At 63.1% G+C, this 18,263-nt stretch carries 18 protein-coding genes and 2 pseudogenes; 13 read left to right on the forward strand and 7 right to left on the reverse strand.

The window, feature by feature from the left end; genetic code table 11:
- The first annotated feature begins 67 nt into the window (after positions 1–67).
- From AC1PQG_RS11640 to AC1PQG_RS11660, 5 genes are all read left to right on the forward strand, one after another.
- Positions 68–427 (forward strand): hypothetical protein, encoded by a 360-nt coding sequence (locus AC1PQG_RS11640; RefSeq protein WP_139379558.1) that lies wholly within the window; start codon positions 68–70, stop codon positions 425–427.
- A 57-nt stretch (positions 428–484) separates the two neighbouring features.
- Entirely contained in the window at positions 485–775 is a 291-nt protein-coding gene (locus AC1PQG_RS11645) for a hypothetical protein (protein ID WP_481122710.1), read from the forward strand.
- Between the two features lie 140 nt (positions 776–915).
- Complete coding sequence (locus tag AC1PQG_RS11650; protein ID WP_481122711.1) at positions 916–1,167, forward strand: hypothetical protein; 252 nt, start codon at positions 916–918, stop codon at positions 1,165–1,167.
- A gap of 46 nt (positions 1,168–1,213) precedes the next feature.
- Positions 1,214–1,462: a hypothetical protein gene (locus AC1PQG_RS11655; RefSeq protein WP_374486929.1), complete on the forward strand. Its 249-nt coding sequence runs from the start codon at positions 1,214–1,216 to the stop codon at positions 1,460–1,462.
- Positions 1,463–1,543: 81 nt separating this feature from the next.
- Complete coding sequence (locus tag AC1PQG_RS11660; RefSeq protein ID WP_374486928.1) at positions 1,544–2,815, forward strand: HD-GYP domain-containing protein; 1,272 nt, start codon at positions 1,544–1,546, stop codon at positions 2,813–2,815.
- Between the two features lie 68 nt (positions 2,816–2,883).
- Here the strand turns inward: AC1PQG_RS11660 and AC1PQG_RS11665 are convergent, their stop codons facing one another.
- Positions 2,884–3,069, reverse strand: a complete 186-nt coding sequence (locus AC1PQG_RS11665; RefSeq protein WP_374486927.1) for a hypothetical protein — start codon at positions 3,067–3,069, stop codon at positions 2,884–2,886.
- Between the two features lie 164 nt (positions 3,070–3,233).
- Here AC1PQG_RS11665 and AC1PQG_RS11670 point away from each other — a divergent pair, with 164 nt between their 5' ends.
- Complete coding sequence (locus tag AC1PQG_RS11670) at positions 3,234–4,481, forward strand: type II restriction endonuclease (RefSeq protein ID WP_481122712.1); 1,248 nt, start codon at positions 3,234–3,236, stop codon at positions 4,479–4,481.
- Between the two features lie 55 nt (positions 4,482–4,536).
- On the opposite strand, the gene AC1PQG_RS11675 is transcribed toward AC1PQG_RS11670, so the two are convergent.
- The 4 genes from AC1PQG_RS11675 to AC1PQG_RS11690 form a co-directional block, all read right to left on the reverse strand.
- On the reverse strand, positions 4,537–4,902 hold the full coding sequence (locus AC1PQG_RS11675) for a hypothetical protein (RefSeq protein WP_079436172.1): 366 nt from the start codon (positions 4,900–4,902) through the stop codon (positions 4,537–4,539).
- A gap of 148 nt (positions 4,903–5,050) precedes the next feature.
- Positions 5,051–5,299, reverse strand: coding sequence for a hypothetical protein (locus tag AC1PQG_RS11680; RefSeq protein WP_079436171.1), 249 nt, complete (start codon positions 5,297–5,299; stop codon positions 5,051–5,053).
- Positions 5,300–5,417: 118 nt separating this feature from the next.
- The gene (cueR, locus tag AC1PQG_RS11685; protein ID WP_079436169.1) at positions 5,418–5,879 is read right to left on the reverse strand and encodes a Cu(I)-responsive transcriptional regulator; all 462 of its coding nucleotides are present in this window, start codon (positions 5,877–5,879) and stop codon (positions 5,418–5,420) included.
- 30 nt (positions 5,880–5,909) lie between these two features.
- A complete protein-coding gene (locus AC1PQG_RS11690; RefSeq protein ID WP_481122999.1) occupies positions 5,910–8,264 on the reverse strand; it encodes a heavy metal translocating P-type ATPase in 2,355 nt (784 codons plus the stop codon).
- Between AC1PQG_RS11690 and AC1PQG_RS11695 the strand changes: the two genes are divergently transcribed.
- Entirely contained in the window at positions 8,161–8,400 is a 240-nt protein-coding gene (locus AC1PQG_RS11695) for a hypothetical protein (protein WP_481122713.1), read from the forward strand. The two genes, AC1PQG_RS11690 and AC1PQG_RS11695, sit on opposite strands and share 104 nt — an antisense overlap.
- 107 nt (positions 8,401–8,507) lie before the next feature.
- A pseudogene (locus tag AC1PQG_RS11700) lies at positions 8,508–9,665 on the forward strand (IS3 family transposase).
- 139 nt (positions 9,666–9,804) lie between these two features.
- Here AC1PQG_RS11700 and AC1PQG_RS11705 read toward each other — a convergent pair.
- Both AC1PQG_RS11705 and AC1PQG_RS11710 read right to left on the reverse strand, forming a co-directional pair.
- The gene (locus AC1PQG_RS11705) at positions 9,805–10,626 is read right to left on the reverse strand and encodes an IS3 family transposase (RefSeq protein WP_481122714.1); all 822 of its coding nucleotides are present in this window, start codon (positions 10,624–10,626) and stop codon (positions 9,805–9,807) included.
- Positions 10,623–10,922 (reverse strand): transposase, encoded by a 300-nt coding sequence (locus AC1PQG_RS11710; protein ID WP_481122715.1) that lies wholly within the window; start codon positions 10,920–10,922, stop codon positions 10,623–10,625. The genes AC1PQG_RS11705 and AC1PQG_RS11710 overlap by 4 nt, the downstream gene beginning before the upstream one ends.
- 51 nt (positions 10,923–10,973) lie before the next feature.
- Between AC1PQG_RS11710 and AC1PQG_RS11715 the strand changes: the two are divergent.
- The 5 genes and pseudogenes from AC1PQG_RS11715 to AC1PQG_RS11735 form a co-directional block, all read left to right on the forward strand.
- A pseudogene (locus tag AC1PQG_RS11715) lies at positions 10,974–11,648 on the forward strand (IS3 family transposase); the annotation flags it as partial.
- A 167-nt stretch (positions 11,649–11,815) separates the two neighbouring features.
- Positions 11,816–13,258: an efflux transporter outer membrane subunit gene (locus tag AC1PQG_RS11720; RefSeq protein ID WP_481122716.1), complete on the forward strand. Its 1,443-nt coding sequence runs from the start codon at positions 11,816–11,818 to the stop codon at positions 13,256–13,258.
- Positions 13,259–13,283: 25 nt separating this feature from the next.
- Positions 13,284–14,354, forward strand: coding sequence for an HlyD family secretion protein (locus AC1PQG_RS11725; protein ID WP_481122717.1), 1,071 nt, complete (start codon positions 13,284–13,286; stop codon positions 14,352–14,354).
- Positions 14,351–17,095 (forward strand): ribosome-associated ATPase/putative transporter RbbA, encoded by a 2,745-nt coding sequence (rbbA, locus tag AC1PQG_RS11730; protein WP_481122718.1) that lies wholly within the window; start codon positions 14,351–14,353, stop codon positions 17,093–17,095. Before AC1PQG_RS11725 ends, rbbA begins: the two co-directional genes overlap by 4 nt.
- Positions 17,096–18,223 (forward strand): ABC transporter permease, encoded by a 1,128-nt coding sequence (locus AC1PQG_RS11735; protein WP_481122719.1) that lies wholly within the window; start codon positions 17,096–17,098, stop codon positions 18,221–18,223.
- The last annotated feature ends 40 nt before the right edge of the window (positions 18,224–18,263 follow it).

The following is an 18,263-nucleotide window of genomic DNA, read 5'->3' on the forward strand; positions in this document are numbered from 1 at the left end:
TTGGGTCACGCCAGCGTCAGCCGGCCAGTCGCATACTGATCCTGCACATTCATACGGAGGTGACATCATGAAACGCAGTCTTGGCATGACACTCGCGGGTGTCGCACTGGTCCTGTCACTGGGCGCCTGTTCTTCGACGCCGATCACGCCCCCTGTCGCGGAGCTGCCCGAGTTCATCTCGAACGCGTCCACGCCGGCGGATCATCAACGCATCGCCGATTACTTTGCGAAGAAGGCGGCGGGCTACGACGCCGAAGCGAAGCAACACGACAGGATGGCTGTCGCGTATTCGGGGCGTCCCAAGGGCGACGCCGGGCTGTGGGCCTCTCACTGCAGTGCCTTGAGGCTGAAGCTCAAGGAAGCGGCCCAGGAGGCCCGAGTGCTGGAAAAGGCACATCGCGACGCAGCGGCCAGTCTGAGCCAATGAGGGCATGGTGCCCCGGCGGGAGGTGCGGCGGGGTCATCGAAAGCGAGGGGGAAGACCATGCAAGAATCGAACGAAGACCTGCGGGAGCGCCTGCAGGCCCAGTTGGACCTAGCCGCGGGTTTGTGCCGGCTGGGTTTTACTTACGGCGAGCAAGTCGCCACGTTATCCACTGAGGCCGTGCAGAAGTGGGTGCGCCAGGCGGATCACGATGCCGAGGCGCTGATACGCGGGGACTTCTCCGTATTCCCGGAAAAGGGTCGGATTGCCGTGGATCACTGGACGGCGCTGCTGTCCTGCACGCTGGAGTTTCAGAAAGCCGTTCTGGCGGCACTTCCAAAGCACGAGTGAGCATGTGGCGGTCTGGCAACCTGACAAGAATGTAATCGTTGGGTCATGTCTCTGACGGCTAGAAAAGCACACACTGGGCATGTCGGACTCGCCCACCGGCTTCACGAATTTTTTGGATACCCACTTTTGGAGATGCTGTCATGAAACTCAATACCTTCCTTTCGACCGCCCTGATCGCCACCGTCGCAGCCCTGTCCTTTGGCGCGCAGGCGGCAGAAGCCGACAAGGCGCCGGCCGAACAAACCGAAAAGGCTGCACCGAAGAAGGTGAAGCCCCATTCCCACATGACCGAGAAGACCGGCGTGCCGGCTCCGGCGCCCGAAGCCACGGCGGACAAGCCGGCTCCGGCGAAGGATGCGAAGCGTCACAACCACCAGCGAGACGCTAAGTAAGTTAATCGTTCAGAGGCCCCTCTTTAGGGGCCTCGGTGTTTCCAAAATGAAATCGCACGTCCACGATGAACACGGGAGCCGGTGTTCGTGCCGCATCCTGGCCGAAGCGGTCGGCTGCAAGCCCGAAGCCATCGCCTTTTCGTTCTGCCAGGCGGTGTTGATGAAACGCTGGATCGTGGAGTGCAACCATGGCTGCATGGACAAGGCACCAGCGCCAAAGCTCAGCAGCAAATGGCATGAGACCGGACCGATCGACCCGGTGAAGGCCATCCTGATCATGAACGAACAGGAGTAAAGGGCCGAGCCGAGCCTCAGGGGCGCCTGACCCGTCAAGCATGAGAGCGAATTTCTTCAGAACATGCAGTGGCATGCGGCCGTGAGCAAACCCTTGCCGGAGACGCCCCGTCAGTTGCGCTGGATGCTGGGTATCCGGCTGGCGCTGGCGGCGCTCGTGGTGGCGCTCATCGCCGGCGGTGTTGCCTACTGGATTGGAACTTACCGCGCCGAGCGGGCTGCTTTGGAGCAAGCCACGCGCAGTGCCCGTCATTTTGCGACTCCGGCGATGCAGATGATTGTCAGCTCTGGTCGGTCCGACGGTCACGACGGGCTTGAGCGCCTGCTCGACAAAACCCGCTTTGTCGGCCTGCAGGTGTTTGACCGGGACGGCCGCCAGGTTTACGAGAACTGGGGCGCGAGCGACCCCTCGCTCATCGACACGCTTCGTCCCCAGGCGCTGAAACGCCCCGAACGCGATCAGATCCACCGCACCTGGCTTGACGTCAGTGCCGAACACCTCATTCACGTGGTTGTTCCAATCGTGGACAGCAATGACCGCCTTGTGGGCTACGTGCGAACGATCAGCCGGCTCGATGCGGAAACCGTCCGGGCCCAGCGGGATCAGGTGCGCACCGGCGCGCTCACTGCTGTCGGGGCCGTGCTGGCAACCGCCTTCGTGCTGTACCCGCTGATGCTCGCCATGCTGCGGCGCTCCATGGGACTGTCCCGTTCCTTGCTCGACTCGAACCTGTCACTGATCCGCTCCCTGGGTAATGCTGTGGCCAAGAAGGATTCCGGCACGGATGCCCATAACTATCGGGTCACCCTCTACGCGATCGGTTTGGCGGAGGCAATGAAGGTCTCGGTGGAGGAGATCTCGCATCTGGTCGCCGGCGCTTTTCTGCACGACGTAGGCAAGATAGGCATTCCCGACCACATTCTCCTGAAGGGGGGCGCCTTGACGCCCGCTGAACTTCAGATCATGCAGACCCATCCGGTCCTCGGTACAGAAATCGTCACCGGGAACTCCTGGTTGCAGGAGGCTGCGGTGATCATCCGGCACCATCATGAACGCCTGGATGGGAAGGGCTATCCGGATGGTTTGCGCGGTGACGAGATTCCGCTGATTGCCCGGATCTTTGCCGTCGTCGATGTATTCGACGCACTGACCTCCGAGCGTTCCTACAAATCCCCGATGGGGTTCGAGGAGGCGATGCAGATCATTGTCCGCGAATCGGGAAGTCATTTTGATCCGCGCATCGTCTCCTCATTCCAGGCCATTGCGCCGGATCTGTATGCCGCGATCGCCCAAGCCCATCCCGAGATCTTGCGCAATCATTTGCAAGGTGCCCTGTTGAAGTATTTCAAGTGAGCACAGTCGCGTGCAATCGGCGGTGTGGGCCGGACGAGATCGGAGCACCTTGGTCACACAGGGCCCACTTAGCTGCGACCGTGCCGTTGAATGGCGAACTTGGCTTCGGCAAGGGCAATCTCGTAGGTCGGTGCCGTTTCATCCATGTTGCGATGCATCCGCATCTCGGGATCGATGAAGTACCAGTCAAACCGGTGCCCCTTTTGCGTGATCTCGATTTGATACTGCTTACCGCCAACTTCGTAGACGTCCATGACTGCATTCCGTTTGGATGGAAGAGTTATGTTGTCATGCGATGCCGGCTACGACAACACCGCGCCCACTCGAATCCCAAGTGCTTCATATCGGCCTGATGTCGTCGGTGTTATGCTTTTCGATTCCCTCATTCAAATTCATAGTTATGTCGGATACAACTGGGGTGCTGATTGATCGTTGGAAGCAAGACCCCAATGGAACGTACCAGTCGTGGTTCTTGTGGCCCGAACGCCTGAAGAATTTTCGTTCGATCCGACGTGGAATCGGCCAGGTCATCAAAGAGATCGACGAGGACACATTCGGCAATCTCTATCGAGGTTCATCGCTCGAAACCGTTGTCGCCTCGATTGCCGAGCAGCGCCAGATCTTCAAGGGGGCTGACCATGCCTTCCTGTGGAAGCCCAAGCTGCGCATCCCGGACATCTACGAGGACAGGGACAATCAGCGCGCCTTTGGCCGCCTGCTGCATGCATGTGATTGCTGCACCAAGGAGGCCGACGTGCTCCAGGCGATCCGCACGCTTGAGGCCAAGGGCATCAAGGGCCTTGGCCCCGCCGCGGCCAACCTGCTGTATTTCATCCATCCGACGATCGTTGTTCCGTTCAATACCGCCATCGTGAAGGGCTACAACGCCCTGACCGGTGCGGGGGTCAAGCTCGGGCGTTGGGATCACTATCTGGCGATGCGGCAAGGGCTTATCGAGTTCAACCAGCGTCACCGGGATCGCCTGTCCAATGACTTGGGTGCCGTGGCTGGGCTCATGTTCGATCTGGGCATGGAGCGCTACCCTTTACCGCCTGCGGCGGGGGATGCCAAGGCGACCGACGCCTGGGAAAAGGACCTGGCGGCCGTGCGGGAGGAAACGGCTGCCTTTGCCAAGCAACTGGACAAGAACCGGGTCTCCGACGAGGGGCACACGGAAGTGCAAGGGTGGCTGAGAGATCTCGGGCTGGCCTTGGGGTTCTCGGTGTGGATCGCCAGCAACGATCAGACGCGCCCGTATCGAGAGGGTCGCCTCGGGGATGGCTGTATCACGGTCTTGCCGCCGGTTTTGCAGAGCGAAGGAGCTGAGGCCGTGCGACTCATCGATGTGATCTGGTCCGAACGGGATTCCGGTGCCGTCGTGGCGGCCTTCGAGGTGGAGCACACGACGTCGATCTATTCCGGCATCGTTCGGCTCCTGGATCTGGCGCTGTCAGGTGGAACGGCACAGCGTCTTCACCTGTTCCTCGTTGCTCCCGATGATCGGGAAGCCGATGTTCGGCAGCAGGTGCTGCGTCCCGCGTTTTCTCAGGTTCGGGAACTGAATATTCGCTATCTGCCGTATGGCGAGCTACGACAGCACCGGGAAGCCATCTCGCGCTTCGGGAGCGGAATCAAACCTGTGGAAGCCATCGCCCGTGCATTCTGACGGGCGCGGCTGAAGGTGAAGCGGCGGCCCAAGGAGGACCGCCGCGTTATTCCTCTTATTTACCCTTGGTGGCCTCGTAGAGGCCGTGCCCGCCGACGCCTTCTTCGTGGTTGTCCTTGCCACGGTCGAGCGACTTCTCGGCCGCCCGCTTCTTGGCTTGGCTCTCCTTGGTGGCCGGGGCCATCTTCTTCACTTCGTGAAGGGCGTGACCTCCGACGCCTTCCTCGTGATTGCCCTTGTCACGGTCCAGGTTCTTCTGGCGCTCGCGCTCCAGTTTGACGTCTGCCGCCGTGGGCTTCTGCTTCTGGACCTCATTCAACATGTGGCCGTTGGCTTCTTCATGGTTGTCGATGCCCGGGTCGGCGTAGGCACTTGCGGCGGCGACCATCAAAGAGGCAAACAGGGTCGAAATCAGTTTCATGATGTATCTCCTTCGGTTCCGTTGTTATGAACTAACTGGCAGACACATCATGCGACTTCGACCCTTACCGTTCCCGAACCGGGCGGTTACAACTCGGTCATCAAATTGTCAGGATGTCCTGACCCGCTTCGCCGCCCTCGACGGGGCCTCATTTCTTGCCCTTGGACTGTGCCAGGGCACTGCCTGCTGCTGATTTCGACTGGGCGCTGGTTCGACCATCGTTCAGGACCTTCGATGCCGCTGTCGCGGCTTTCGGCGAGGTCTGTTTCTTAGGTGCGTCTTTTTGTGAGAGGGCACTTCCGGCAGCAGTCTTGGAATTGTTGCCCGTCGCCTTGCTTTGCAGGGTCTTGGACGCCGCCGTCGCAGCCTTGCCCCCCGTCGTCTTCGTGTTCGGCATTACGAATTCTCCTCATAATTGGTGAAGGAACGCGCCAACAGCATACATGACTTTGGAATTCTCTTGCTTGGACCAAGAAGCATTTCGTCGAGGTGGCGAGGGCCGCACACCAAGCCGCTCAGCCCGTGATTTGGTGGCCGCGGCGATGGCGCTTGAGCGACGCCGCGTTGGCTTCCGACGTGGCCTCGTCGCCGCTTCCTGCCAAGGTCTCCAGGATCGGACAGTCAGGGCGATCATTTCCCTGGCAGCCGTGGACCAGATGTTCCAGTGCGGATTTCATGGAATGCAGTTCTTTCAAGCGTTTGTCGAGTGTTTCCAGATGCACCGCAGCCAGCGCCTTGACCTCGCGACTTGGACGGTTGCGGTCTTGCCAGAGACTGAGCAGATCGCGGATCTCGTCGATGGAGAAGCCGAGGTCGCGCGCACGACGGATGAACTGGAGGGCACGTACGTCGTTCTCCGTGTACTGCCGATACCCTGAGTCGGTTCGTTGTGCCGGGGAAAGCAGTTGAACCCCCTCATAGTGACGAATCATCTTGGCCGAGATTCCAGAGAGCCTGGCGGCCTCACCAATGTTCATGATGGCGTTCCTTCTGGATTATGGAGTGGGTCATTGCACGGCGGATGCCCCGCGCCAACGGCGCAGGAGCAATGCATTGGCCACGACGCTGACACTGCTGAATGCCATGGCGGCCCCCGCAACAACGGGATTCAACATGCCAAAGGCCGCCAACGGAATCCCTAGCGCATTGTAGGCAAAGGCCCAGAACAAGCCTTGCTTGATCTTCGAGTAGGTTCTCCGGGACACGTCGAAGGCGTCCGCAACCAGGCGCGGATCGCCACGCATGAGCGTGATTCCAGCGGCTTCCATTGCCACATCTGTTCCCGTGGACATACCGAGCCCGACGTCTGCAGCCACGAGGCTGGGCGCATCATTCAAGCCGTCGCCCACCATGGCTACGACGTGGCCCTGGTCGCGCAGGGATTGCACGATGGAGGCCTTGTCCCCAGGCAGCAACTCGGCCCTCACGTCGTCGATGCCCAGCGATCTGGCCACGGCTTGCGCACTGCCCCGATTGTCCCCGGTGAGCATCACGGTCTTGATGCCTAGGGCTTGCAACCGTTTGATGGCGGCAAAGGACGCTTTCTTGATCGAATCACCGAAAGCCAATACCCCCAGAACTTCCCATTCATTGCCCTGGCCGCGCAACAACCACGATACGGTCTGTCCTTCAGCCTCCAACTGTTGGGCGTGTGACTGAAGAAGGCCACCATCGGCCCCGCGTTCCGTCATCAGGCGGGCACTGCCGAGCGCGAACACTTCGTTCCCGACAACACCCTGGATACCTCGTCCTGGCAGGGCGGTCGCATCGCGGACCCCGGGAACATCCAGACTGAGCGCATCGGCCCGTTCCAGAACCGCATGAGCAAGGGGATGTTCGCTGGTTTGCTGGAGCGCTGCAGCCAACTTGAGCACCTCGGCCTCGTCGATGCCTTCGGCGGCGATGAGGGTCGTCAGAGACGGTTTGCCTTCGGTCAGGGTGCCGGTCTTGTCAAATGCGACGGCAGTGACTGCATGGGCGATCTCAAGAGCGGTGGCATCCTTGATCAGAATGCCATGTCGGGCGGCAACCCCTGTCCCAGCCATGATCGACGTGGGGGTTGCGAGCCCCAGGGCGCAGGGACAGGCAATCACCAGGACTGCGACCGCGTTGAGGATCGCCGTCTCCCAGCTACCCGACACCAGCATCCAACCCGCGAAGGTTGCCGCCGCAATCAGCAGGACGACGGGCACGAACACCGCACTGACACGATCCACGATCCGCTGAATGGGGGCTTTCGCGGCCTGGGCCGATTCGACCATCCGGATGATGCGCGCCAAGGTGGTTTCGGTGCCGATCGCAGTCGTGCGGACGCGCAGGAGGCCGGCGCCATTCATGGCACCCCCGGTGACCGTCTGGCCGGGTGACTTGGGCACTGGGCGGCTCTCGCCGGTAATCAGTGATTCATCGACATCGCTCTGGCCTTCCAGCACCTCCCCATCGACGGGAATCCGCTCGCCAGGTCGAACCACCATGACGTCCGACAGCGACAGTTGCTCGACCGGCGTATCGATCTCTTGACCATCGATCCAGACGCGGGCGATCGTCGGGCGAAGTGCATTCAGCGCACGGATCGCATCGGCGGTTTGCCGTTTGGCCCGGTGCTCCAGCCACTTGCCCAGCAGCACCAGCGTGATGACCGCGGTGGAGGCTTCGAAGTAGAGGTGGGGCATCCCCGCGCCGGCCTGCCGGACCAGCATATACAAGGACAGCCCGTACGCCGCGGAGGTCCCGAGTGCCACCAGAAGATCCATGTTGCCGGCGCGGGCCTTCAGCGCCTTCCAGCCGGCAACGTAGAAGCGCCAACCGAGCCAGAACTGCACCGGTGTGGCCAAGGCGAGTTGCCACTCACCGCTGAGCATCCAGTGGTATCCCAAGACCTGAAGCACCATGGGCGCGACGAGAGGAAGCGTCATCAGGGCGCTGACAAGGACCGGCCACCATTCAGGCCGCCGATGAAGCGGTGGTGCGGATGGCTGAGCCTGCGCGACGGGAGATGCAGTGTAGCCGGCCGCCTCAACGGCTGCGGCAAGCGTGGCATAGGAAATGGAGGTGACGCTCTCGATCCGGGCTTTCTCAGTGGCGAGGTTGACTGTTGCGCTGAGCACGCCGGGCACTTTCAGGAGCGCCTTTTCGAGACGGGACACGCAGGAGGCGCAGCTCATGCCGCCGATCTGCAGTTCGGTCGTACGTGTTTCCACATCATAGCCCGCGGCACGCACGGCCTCGGCGAGAACAGCAGGCTGGAGTGTCGCCGCAGTGCTGACGATGGCCTCTTCAGTGGCGAGATTGACGCTGACTGCCTGGACGTCCGGCAGCTTTGCGAGTGCTTTTTCAATGCGCGTGGAGCTCTCAGAACTAATCTCTAGCTGTCTTCATATTATCAATGTTGATGATTTTTCAACGAAAAATATCAATTTCGGCCCCGATGTAATAATGATTACTTCCATGTTTTGGAAGGAATTATCACATTTAGTTGCGTTAGGAACTAAAGGCTAAGCTCCAGTGCAATAGCTTATACGTACATCGGGAAATAGGACGGGTGAATTGCCCCGGGTTTCCTAGACACCCTGTAGCCTCACAACTGAGGCAATTCGGAGGTGTTCATGGAAACGAAGAAGTCGCAGCAACGCTTTACTGAAGAGTTCAAGACCGAGGCGGTCCGTCAGGTAACGGAGCGGGGGCATCCGGTCGCTGAAGTGGCGGCCCGACTGGGCGTCAGCAGCCACAGCCTGTACGCCTGGATCAAACGCTACGGTGTTCCGCCGGCGCAGCGCGCCCAACAGGACAGCCAGAGCGAGGAGATTCGGCGCCTGAAGGCGGAGCTGCGCCGGGTGACTGAGGAGCGAGATATCTTAAAAAAGGCCGCCGCGTACTTTGCCAGGCAGTCCGGGTGAAGTACGCGTTCATTCAGGCCAATGAGGATCATCACCCGGTGCGACGCCTGTGCGCAGTACTGGCCGTCCATCACAGCGGTTACTACGCATGGCGGCGCCAGCCCCTTTCACGACGTAGCCAAGACGACCGACGCGTGAGCGCCCTCGTACATCAATCCTGGCTCGAGAGCGGACGGGTCTATGGCTACCGCAAGGTCTGCAACGACCTGCGTGACTTGGGCGAGCGCTGCGGCAAGCATCGGGTTGCCCGACTGATGCGCCAGGCCGGTTGGAAGTCCCAGACGGGTTATACGCGCAGGCCCGGGTTTCGCGGTGGAAAGCCGGCCGTGGTGGCGCCACCTGAAGCGGGCGTTCGACGTGGCCGCGCCCAACACGGTCTGGGTGACCGACATCACCTACATTCGCACCCACGAGGGTTGGTTGTATCTGTCGGTGGTGCTGGATCTGTTCTCACGGCAGATCGTCGGCTGGTCGATGGGCGAGCGGATGACCCGTGATCTGGCCATCGGCGCCTTGCTGATGGCTGTCTGGCGCCGAAAGCCCGTGCAGGAGGTGCTGGTGCATTCCGACCAGGGCAGCCAGTTCAGCAGCCACGATTGGCAGGACTTCCTCAAGGCCTATCGACTCAAGCCCAGCATGAGCCGGCGTGGGAACTGCCACGACAACGCCGTGGTGGAGAGCTTCTTCCAACTTCTCAAGCGCGAACGGATCAAGCGCCGGATTTACCTGACCCGGGCAGAGGCGCGGGCTGACGTGTTCGATTACATCGAGTTGTTCTACAACCCGAAACGCAGGCACAGTCACAACGACCAGCTCTCGCCAGTCGAGTTTGAACAGCGGTATCTTTTGAGGAACGGGACCGTCTAGGAAACCCGGGGCAATTCAGGGAGTAAGTGTCGTTCTTAGTAAGCGTTCAGCCATCCCACCTTCCCCTGGCAGCCCAAATAGCGTATTCGTGTCCACGCCAAATGGCGTGGATGTATTGACCCAGCAAATCCTGCACAGGTCACGCCGCTAATGCGAATGCCTCAGCGGGGGTCTTCATCTCCAGGGCCTGATGGGGCCGCTGGTGGTTGTAGAACTGGATCCAGTCGCCGATCACTCTGCTGGCGTGTTGCAGGGTTTCGAAGCGGTGACGGTGGATGCACTGCTCCTTCAGCGTGCGAATCATCCGTTCCACCAGCCCATTCTGCTGTGGGGTGTAGGGCGTGATGAACTCCTGCTTCAGGCCGTAGCTTTTGACCAAGGCCGTGTAGCTGCGGCTGGTGAAGACCAGGCCGTTGTCGGAACGCAGCAGGAACGACTCTTTTACGCGCCCCAGCGTACCGAAGCGAGCAATCAGTGCCTGCTCCAGCGCACTTTCGGCGGTACGCGACTTGCCGCTGCGCGAGACGTGCCAGCCCAGCAATTCCCGGCTAAAGCAGTCGATCACCAGCGCCAGCGTGGCCCAGCCGTCACGGCCTGCCCAGACACGGCATAGATCTGTCGCCCAGCGCTCGTTGGGTCGCGAAGCCCGAGAACGCCGCGCCTCGATCCTTGGCCGAAACCCGACCGGACGCTTCCTGACCTGCCAACCATGGAGTTGGAACACCCGCTGCACCGTGTTCTTGTTGAAGCCGAGCAGGTGCGCAACCGTCCGGTAGCCAAAGGACGGGTTGTCCTCGATCATCGCCTTGATCGGTTCGGCAAAACGGGGCTGCACTTTCGGCGGGGACTTCACCGACTGGTAGTAGAACGTCCGACGGGGCACTTCAAACCACCGGCACAGCTGACTGATCGAGACGACGACACCTTCTTCCTGCAGTCCCTGGCGGATCGTCTCGATCACTTCTCGTCCTCGCCCAGCAGGGACTGCAATTTTTTTCGGGCGCGCAACTCCAGCATCGCTTCCCCATAGGCTTCCTGCAGTTGCTTGATCTGCTTCTCGTACTGCTCCCGGATGTCCAGCGCGTTTTCCATCCCCCGCCTGGCTTCTTCGATCCAGGTCTCGATCTCGGACGGGGGCAGATCGTACGAGCGACTGGCCTCCGCCACCGTCGTCTTGCCCTGCAGGATCTCCATCACCAACGCGCTCTTGCGCTTGGCCGTCCAACGCTTGATTTCGTCTTCCATCACCGTACTCATGTGTCCTTCCTTTCAAGGTTAACACCTGAGCAGGGTTTTACTGGGTCAATACAGGAAGGCATCGAGGTGGCTCGCTGCACCGTCGGACGTCTGATGCGGGCCGAGGGACTTGTCGGCGCCCAGCGTGGAAGCGCCGTCCGCACGACTCGCGCGGATCCCGCTGTGCCTTGTCCGCTGGACCGGGTCAATCGGCAGTGCGTGGCCGAGCGCCCGAATCAGCTCTGGGTCTCCGACTTCACGTATGTCTCGACCTGGCAGGGGTTCGTGTACGTTGCCTTCGTCGTGGATGTGTTTGCCCGCTACATCGTCGGCTGGCGCGTCAGCCGCTCCATGCACACCGAGTTCGTGCTGGACGCACTGGAGCAAGCCTTGTGGGCACGCCAGCCCCAGCGGGACGCCCTGATCCATCATTCGGATAGAGGGTCGCAATACGTGTCCATCCGCTACACCGAGCGACTCGCCGAGGCGGGCATTGAGACGTCGGTTGGCAGCAAGGGGGACAGCTACGATAACGCCTTGGCCGAGACGATCAACGGACTCTACAAAGCAGAGTTGATCCATCGCCGTGGCCCATGGAAAAGTGCTGAAGCGGTGGAACTGGCAACCCTCGAGTGGGTGGCCTGGTTCAACCATCATCGGCTGCTCGCCCCTATTGGCTACATGCCGCCGGCTGAAGCTGAGGCAAACTATTACCGCAGTCAAACCGCTCAGGCTGTCATGGCCTGACTTAAACCAAATGGCCTCCGCGAAACCCGGGGCGATTCACACCACTGATGTTGGAGTAAGCTAATGACCAATGCGTCGGTAAATCCATGTGGTTACATTTGAAATACTTGGATAGGGTAGTGCTAAGGAGCTAGGATCTAGACCGGCTGTGCTAAGGCGTTACAACAATGGCACGTTTTGACATGCGCTCGTACTTCCAAGCTTTGCCGCTGGTAACAGTGCTGTTGGCGGGCTGCGTAAATCTCGCCCCACCACACCAGCGCGGCCCGCTTCCCGTTTCCGCCACCTATGCTGACGTTCCCGCCACCGAGGCCGAAAACCCGGCGATGGAAATCTGCTGGCGGGATTACTTTGCCGATGGCCGCCTGCGCCAGCTGCTTGCCCAGGCACTGGCTACCAACCGGGACGTGAAGGTTGCGCTGCTACGCGTCGAGGAGGCCCGTGCCACCTATGGCATCCAGCGCGCCGACCGATTGCCGACCCTCGCCGCCGGCGTCGACATGGCGCGTTCGCGGGTGCCCGGCGACCTGAGTGTCAGCGGACAACCGGTCGTCGGTGGGCAATACCAGGTTGGCGTCGGCTTCACCAGTTGGGAGGTGGATTTCTGGGGCCGCGTACGCAGTCTCGAAACGGCTGCCCTCGAGAATTACCTGGCCACCGAGGCGGCCCACCGGGCTGCCGTGCTGAGTCTCGTGACTCAGGTAGCCAACGGCTATCTGGGCCTTGGCGAACTGGATGAACGCCTGGCCCTGGCCCGGCGCAGTGCGTCCAGTCGGGCCGAGACGCTGCGCATCTTCCGGCGCCGGGTGGAACTGGGCGCCACGTCCAAACTGGAGCTGACCCAGGTGGAGGTACTGTGGCAGCAGGCCAGCACCCTGGTGGCCCAGCTGGAGCAGGCCCGGGCGGCTCAGTCCCAGGCGCTGGCCTTGCTGGTCGGCCAGGAGGCAGGCAGCCTGCGCACCGCTGACCGGCTCGACGGCCTGGCGGTGTTTCGCGAGTTGCAGCCCGGCCTGCCGTCCGAACTGCTGATTTCCCGGCCCGACATCGTCGCCGCCGAGCATGCCCTGAAAGCGGCCAATGCCAACATCGGCGCGGCCCGTGCCGCGTTCTTCCCGCGCATTGCGCTGACCGCCTCGGCCGGCACCGCCAGCGCGGAGCTGGACGGCCTGTTCCAGGGCGGCAGCCGTGCATGGACCCTGGCGCCGAGCGTTTCCCTGCCGATCTTCGACAGCGGGCGTCGGGAGGCCGCCCTCGAAGTCACCCGGCTGCGTCGTGAGCAGGCCCTGGCGCGCTACCAGCAGGCCATCCAGGCGGCGTTCCGCGACGTGTCCGATGCCTTGTCGGCGCGCCACTGGCTCGACGAGCAGGTGCATACCCTCAGTGCCTCCCAGGCCGTGCAGAGCGAGCGCGCCCGCCTGGCCAAGCTGCGCTATGACAGCGGCGCGGCCCGCTACCTGGAGGTGCTCGACGCCGAGCGCGAACTGCTGGTCGTCGAGCAGCAGTTGGTGCAGACCCGGCGGGCTCTGCTGAGCGCCCAGGTCGCCCTGTATGCCGCGCTGGGTGGTGGCTCCCAAGCGGGGGGCAACGCGGCCGAGGGCTGCGCCGAATGACCAAGACGAGAATGTGGGCTACGCCATGAACGCCACTATCAGGAAATTCATCCCCGTCATCGTGCTCGCGGCCGCCGCGGCCGGGACCTATTTCGCCTGGAGTACCTGGCGTGGGGACGGCCACACGGAAGGGCTGAGCAGCGGCAACGGCCGCATCGAGGCCACTGAAGTGGATGTCGCCACCAAGCTGGCCGGCCGCATCGACGACATCCTCGTGCGCGAGGGCGACTTTGTCACTGCCGGCCAGCCGCTGGCGCACATGCAGGTACGAAGCCTGCAGGCCCAGCGGGATGAGGCCGAGGCGCGCTACCAGCAGGCCCTGCAGGCGGTCGCCGGCGCCGAGGCGGCGGTGGCCGCGCGGGACAGTGACCAGCAGGCGGCCCAGGCGCTGGTGGTCCAGCGGGAGAGCGAGCTTGACGCCGCCAGGCGCCGCCTGGCCCGTTCCGAAACCCTGGCCGGCGAGGGCGCCTCGTCGGGCCAGGAGCTCGATGACGATCGCGCCCGTTTCCGCAGTGCCCAGGCTGCCGTTGCGGCCACCAAGGCCCAGGTGGATGCGGCCCGGGCTGCCACCGTGGCGGCCCGCAGCCAGGTGACCGGGGCCAAGTCCACCGTCGTAGCGGTCAAGGCGACCGTTGCGCGCATTGATGCCGACCTCGCCGACAACGTGCTTACGGCGCCCCGTGACGGCCGCGTGCAATACCGGGTCGCCCAGCCCGGCGAGGTGCTGGGGGCGGGGGGCAAGGTCCTCAACCTGGTGGATCTGTCGGATGTATATATGAGCTTCTTCCTGCCCGAAACGGTTGCCGGCAAGGTGGCCCTGGGCAGCGAGGTGCGCATCGTGCTCGATGTGGCGCCCAATTTCGTGATTCCGGCCAAGGTCTCCTTCGTGGCCAGCACGGCGCAGTTCACGCCGAAGACGGTGGAAACCGCCAGCGAGCGCCAGAAGCTGATGTTCCGCGTGAAGGCGCACATCGACCGTGAACTGCTCAACAGGTACAAGGACCAGGTGAAGACTGGCCTGCCCGGCGTGGCGTGGGTCAAGACCGATCCGCAGGCGCAATGGCCTGCCCAGCTGGAGAAGAGAGCCACGCCATGAATGCGTTGCCCCCGGTGGTCCGCCTGGCCGCCGTCACGCTGAGCTATCGTGGCGCCCTCGCGCTCGACGCGGTGACGCTGGACGTGCCGGCCGGCTGCATGGTCGGCCTGATCGGTCCCGACGGGGTCGGCAAGTCCAGCCTGTTGTCCCTTGCGGCCGGCGCCCGCGCCGTGCAGCAGGGGAGGGTCGAGGCATTGGGCGGCGACATGGGCGGCAAGGGCCACCGCGACGCGGTGTGCCCGCGCATCGCCTATATGCCCCAGGGCCTCGGCAAGAACCTCTATCCGACCCTGTCGGTGGAGGAGAACCTGCAGTTCTTCGCCCGCCTGTTTGGCCACGGGCATGCCGAGCGGCGGCGGCGCATCGACGAGTTGACCCGCAGCACCGGGCTGTATTCCTTTCTGGATCGTCCGGCCGGCAAGTTGTCCGGCGGCATGAAACAGAAGCTCGGCCTGTGTTGTGCGCTGATCCACGACCCGGATCTACTGATCCTCGACGAGCCCACTACCGGCGTCGATCCGCTGGCCCGCGCCCAGTTCTGGGCGTTGATCGCGCGTATCCGCCGGAGCCGGCCCGCCATGAGCGTGATGGTCGCCACCGCCTACATGGACGAAGCCCAGCGCTTCGACTGGTTGGTGGCGATGGATGCCGGCCGGGTGCTGGCCACCGGTACGCCGGCGGAGTTGATGGCCAGGAGCGGTGCCGCGACCCTGGAGGAAGCCTTCATCGGCCTGCTGCCCGAGGGCAAGCGGCGCGGCCACCGGGCGGTGGAGATTCCTCCGCTGGAAGACGGCGGGGAAGAGGATATCGCCATCGAGGCCCGCGGCCTGACCATGCGCTTCGACGATTTTGTGGCGGTGGACCATGTCAGCTTCCGCATCCGGCGCGGCGAGATCTTCGGCTTTCTGGGCTCCAACGGCTGTGGCAAATCCACCACCATGAAGATGCTCACCGGCCTGCTGGCGGCCAGCGAGGGTGAGGCCTGGTTGTTCGGTCAGCCGGTGGATCCGAAGGACGTTGCGACCCGCCGCCGGGTCGGCTACATGTCCCAGGCGTTCTCCCTGTACGGGGAGCTGACGGTACGCCAGAACCTCGTGCTGCACGCCCGCCTGTTCCACGTGCCGGAGGCTGAGGTGCCGGCCCGGGTGGACGAGATGGTGGCGCGCTTCGGCCTTGCGGAAGTGCTCGACACCCTGCCCGAGAACCTGCCGCTGGGCATCCGCCAGCGCCTGTCCCTGGCGGTGGCGATGGTGCACAAGCCGGAACTGCTGATCCTCGACGAACCCACTTCCGGAGTTGACCCGATCGCCCGCGACAACTTCTGGCGCCTGATGATCGAGTTGGCCCGCCGTGACAGGGTGACGATCTTCATCTCCACCCATTTCATGAACGAGGCCGAGCGCTGCGACCGCATGTCGATGATGCACGCCGGGCGGGTGCTCGACAGTGATGCACCGGCCGCGCTGATCGCCAAGCGCGGCAAGGCGACGCTGGAAGAGGCCTTCATCGACTACCTCGTCGAGGCTGGCGGCGGCAGTGCAGCCGATGACGCCACGGTCGCGACGGTAGCGCCCCCGCCGGTGCCTGTCGCCGGTTCGAGTCTCGCCGGGCGGGTGCGCCGCAGTCTGGGACGCATCTACAGCTACGTATGGCGCGAAAGCCTGGAGCTGCAGCGCGACCCGCTGCGCGCCGCGCTGGCCTTGGTCGGGTCGCTGGTGCTGATGTTCGTGATGGGTTTCGGCATCAGCATGGACGTGGAGAATCTGCGCTATGCGGTGCTCGACCGGGACCAGACCCAGCTGAGCCGCAACTACGTGCTCAATCTGGCCGGCTCGCGCTATTTCAGCGAGCGCCCGCCGCTGGCCGACTACGCCGGGCTCGACCGGCGCATGCGCAGTGGGGAATTGTCGCTGGCCATCGAGATTCCGCCGGGCTTCGCCCGCGACGTGGCCCGCGGTAAGCCGGTGCAGATCGGTGCGTGGATCGACGGGGCGATGCCCCAGCGCGCCGAGACGGTCGGCGGCTACGTGCAGGGCATGCACCAGCAATGGCTGCTCGAGCAGGCGCGGGAGCAGGGCCGGGGCAGCGCTGCCGGCCTGGCCCGCATCGAGACGCGCTACCGCTACAACCCGGATGTGAAAAGCCTGCCGGCGATGGTGCCGGCGGTGATCCCGCTATTGCTGCTGATGCTGCCCGCCATGCTGACGGCGCTGGCGGTGGTGCGCGAGAAGGAACTGGGCTCGATCATCAACCTGTACGTCACGCCGGTGACCCGCAGCGAATTCCTGCTCGGCAAGCAGGCACCCTACGTGATGCTGGCGATGCTGAACTTTGTGCTGATGTGCCTCATGGCCGTCGCCGTTTTCGACGTGCCGGTAACCGGCAGCTTCCCGACCCTGCTGGCCGCGGCCTTCCTGTTCTGTCTCTGCGCGACCGGCATGGGCTTGCTGGCGTCCACCGTGACCCGCAGCCAGACCGCGGCGATGTTCCTGGCGGCCATCGGCACCATGATCCCGGCGATCCAGTTTGCCGGGCTGATCAATCCGGTGGCTGCGCTGGAGGGTGGGGGGCGCGTTTTGGGCGAGATATACCCGGCGTCCCACATGTTCACGATCAGCCGCGGGGTGTTCAGCAAGGCACTGGGTTTCGCCGACCTGCACGGCGAGTTCTGGCCGCTGCTGATTGCCGTGCCGGTGATCATCGGCGTGGCCATCGCCTTGCTCAAGAAGCAGGAGCGCTGAATGCGCGATCATCTGATGAACATTTACCGTCTTGGCGTGAAGGAGCTGTGGAGCCTGCGCCGTGACCCGATGATGCTGTTCCTGATCGGCTGGACCTTCACGGTGGCCATCTACATGGCGGCCACGACCGTGCCGGAGACACTCCACAAGGCCCCCATCGCCATCGTGGACGAAGACCAGTCGGCCCTGTCGCAGCGCATCGCCGCCGCCTTCTATCTGCCGCGCTTCACGCCGCCGGCCCAAATTGCGGTGAACGAGGTGGACCCGGCGCTGGATGCCGGGCGCTTCACCTTCGTGCTGGACATTCCACCCAACTTCCAGCGCGACGTGCTGGCCGGCCGCTCGCCAGGCATGCAGCTCAACGTGGACGCCACCCGCATGAGTCAGGCCTTCAGCGGCAACGCCTACGTGCAGCAGATCGTCATGGGAGAGGTGGGCGAGTTCGTGCAGCGATACCGGGACAGCGCCACGCCGCCGGTGGACCTGGCCCTGCGGGCACGCTTCAACCCGTCCCTCGAACAGTCCTGGTTCGGTGGGCTGATGGAGGTGGTCAACAACGTGACCATGCTGTCGATCATCCTCACCGGCGCAGCCCTGATCCGTGAGCGGGAGCACGGCACCATCGAGCACCTGCTGGTGATGCCGGTGACCCCGACGGAAATCATGTTCGCCAAGGTGTGGGCCTGCGCCCTGGTGGTGGTGGTCGCGGCCACGGTATCCCTGAATCTGGTGATCCGCGGCGCGCTGCATGTGCCGATCGAGGGCTCGCTGGCGTTGTTTCTGGTTGGGACGACGCTGCATCTGTTCGCCACCACCTCGATGGGCATCTTCATGGCGACGATCGCCCGCAGCATGCCCCAGTTCGGCCTGCTGCTGATGCTGACCCTGATGCCGCTGCAGATCCTGTCGGGCAGCCTGACCCCGCGGGAGAGCATGCCGGTGCTGGTGCAGAACCTGATGTTGCTGGCACCGACCACCCATTTTACCGAGCTCAGTCAGGCCATCCTGTTCCGCGGGGCGGGGCTCGACATTGTCTGGAAACCCTTCCTGTGGCTGGTGGTGATCGGCGCGGTGCTTTTTTCCCTGTCGCTGGCCCGCTTTCGCAAGGCCATCGCACAAATGGCTTGAACGGATTCGTATATTTGGAGTGCCTCGATCGAAGACTGTG

The organism is Zoogloea sp. GDB6, from assembly GCF_056724105.1.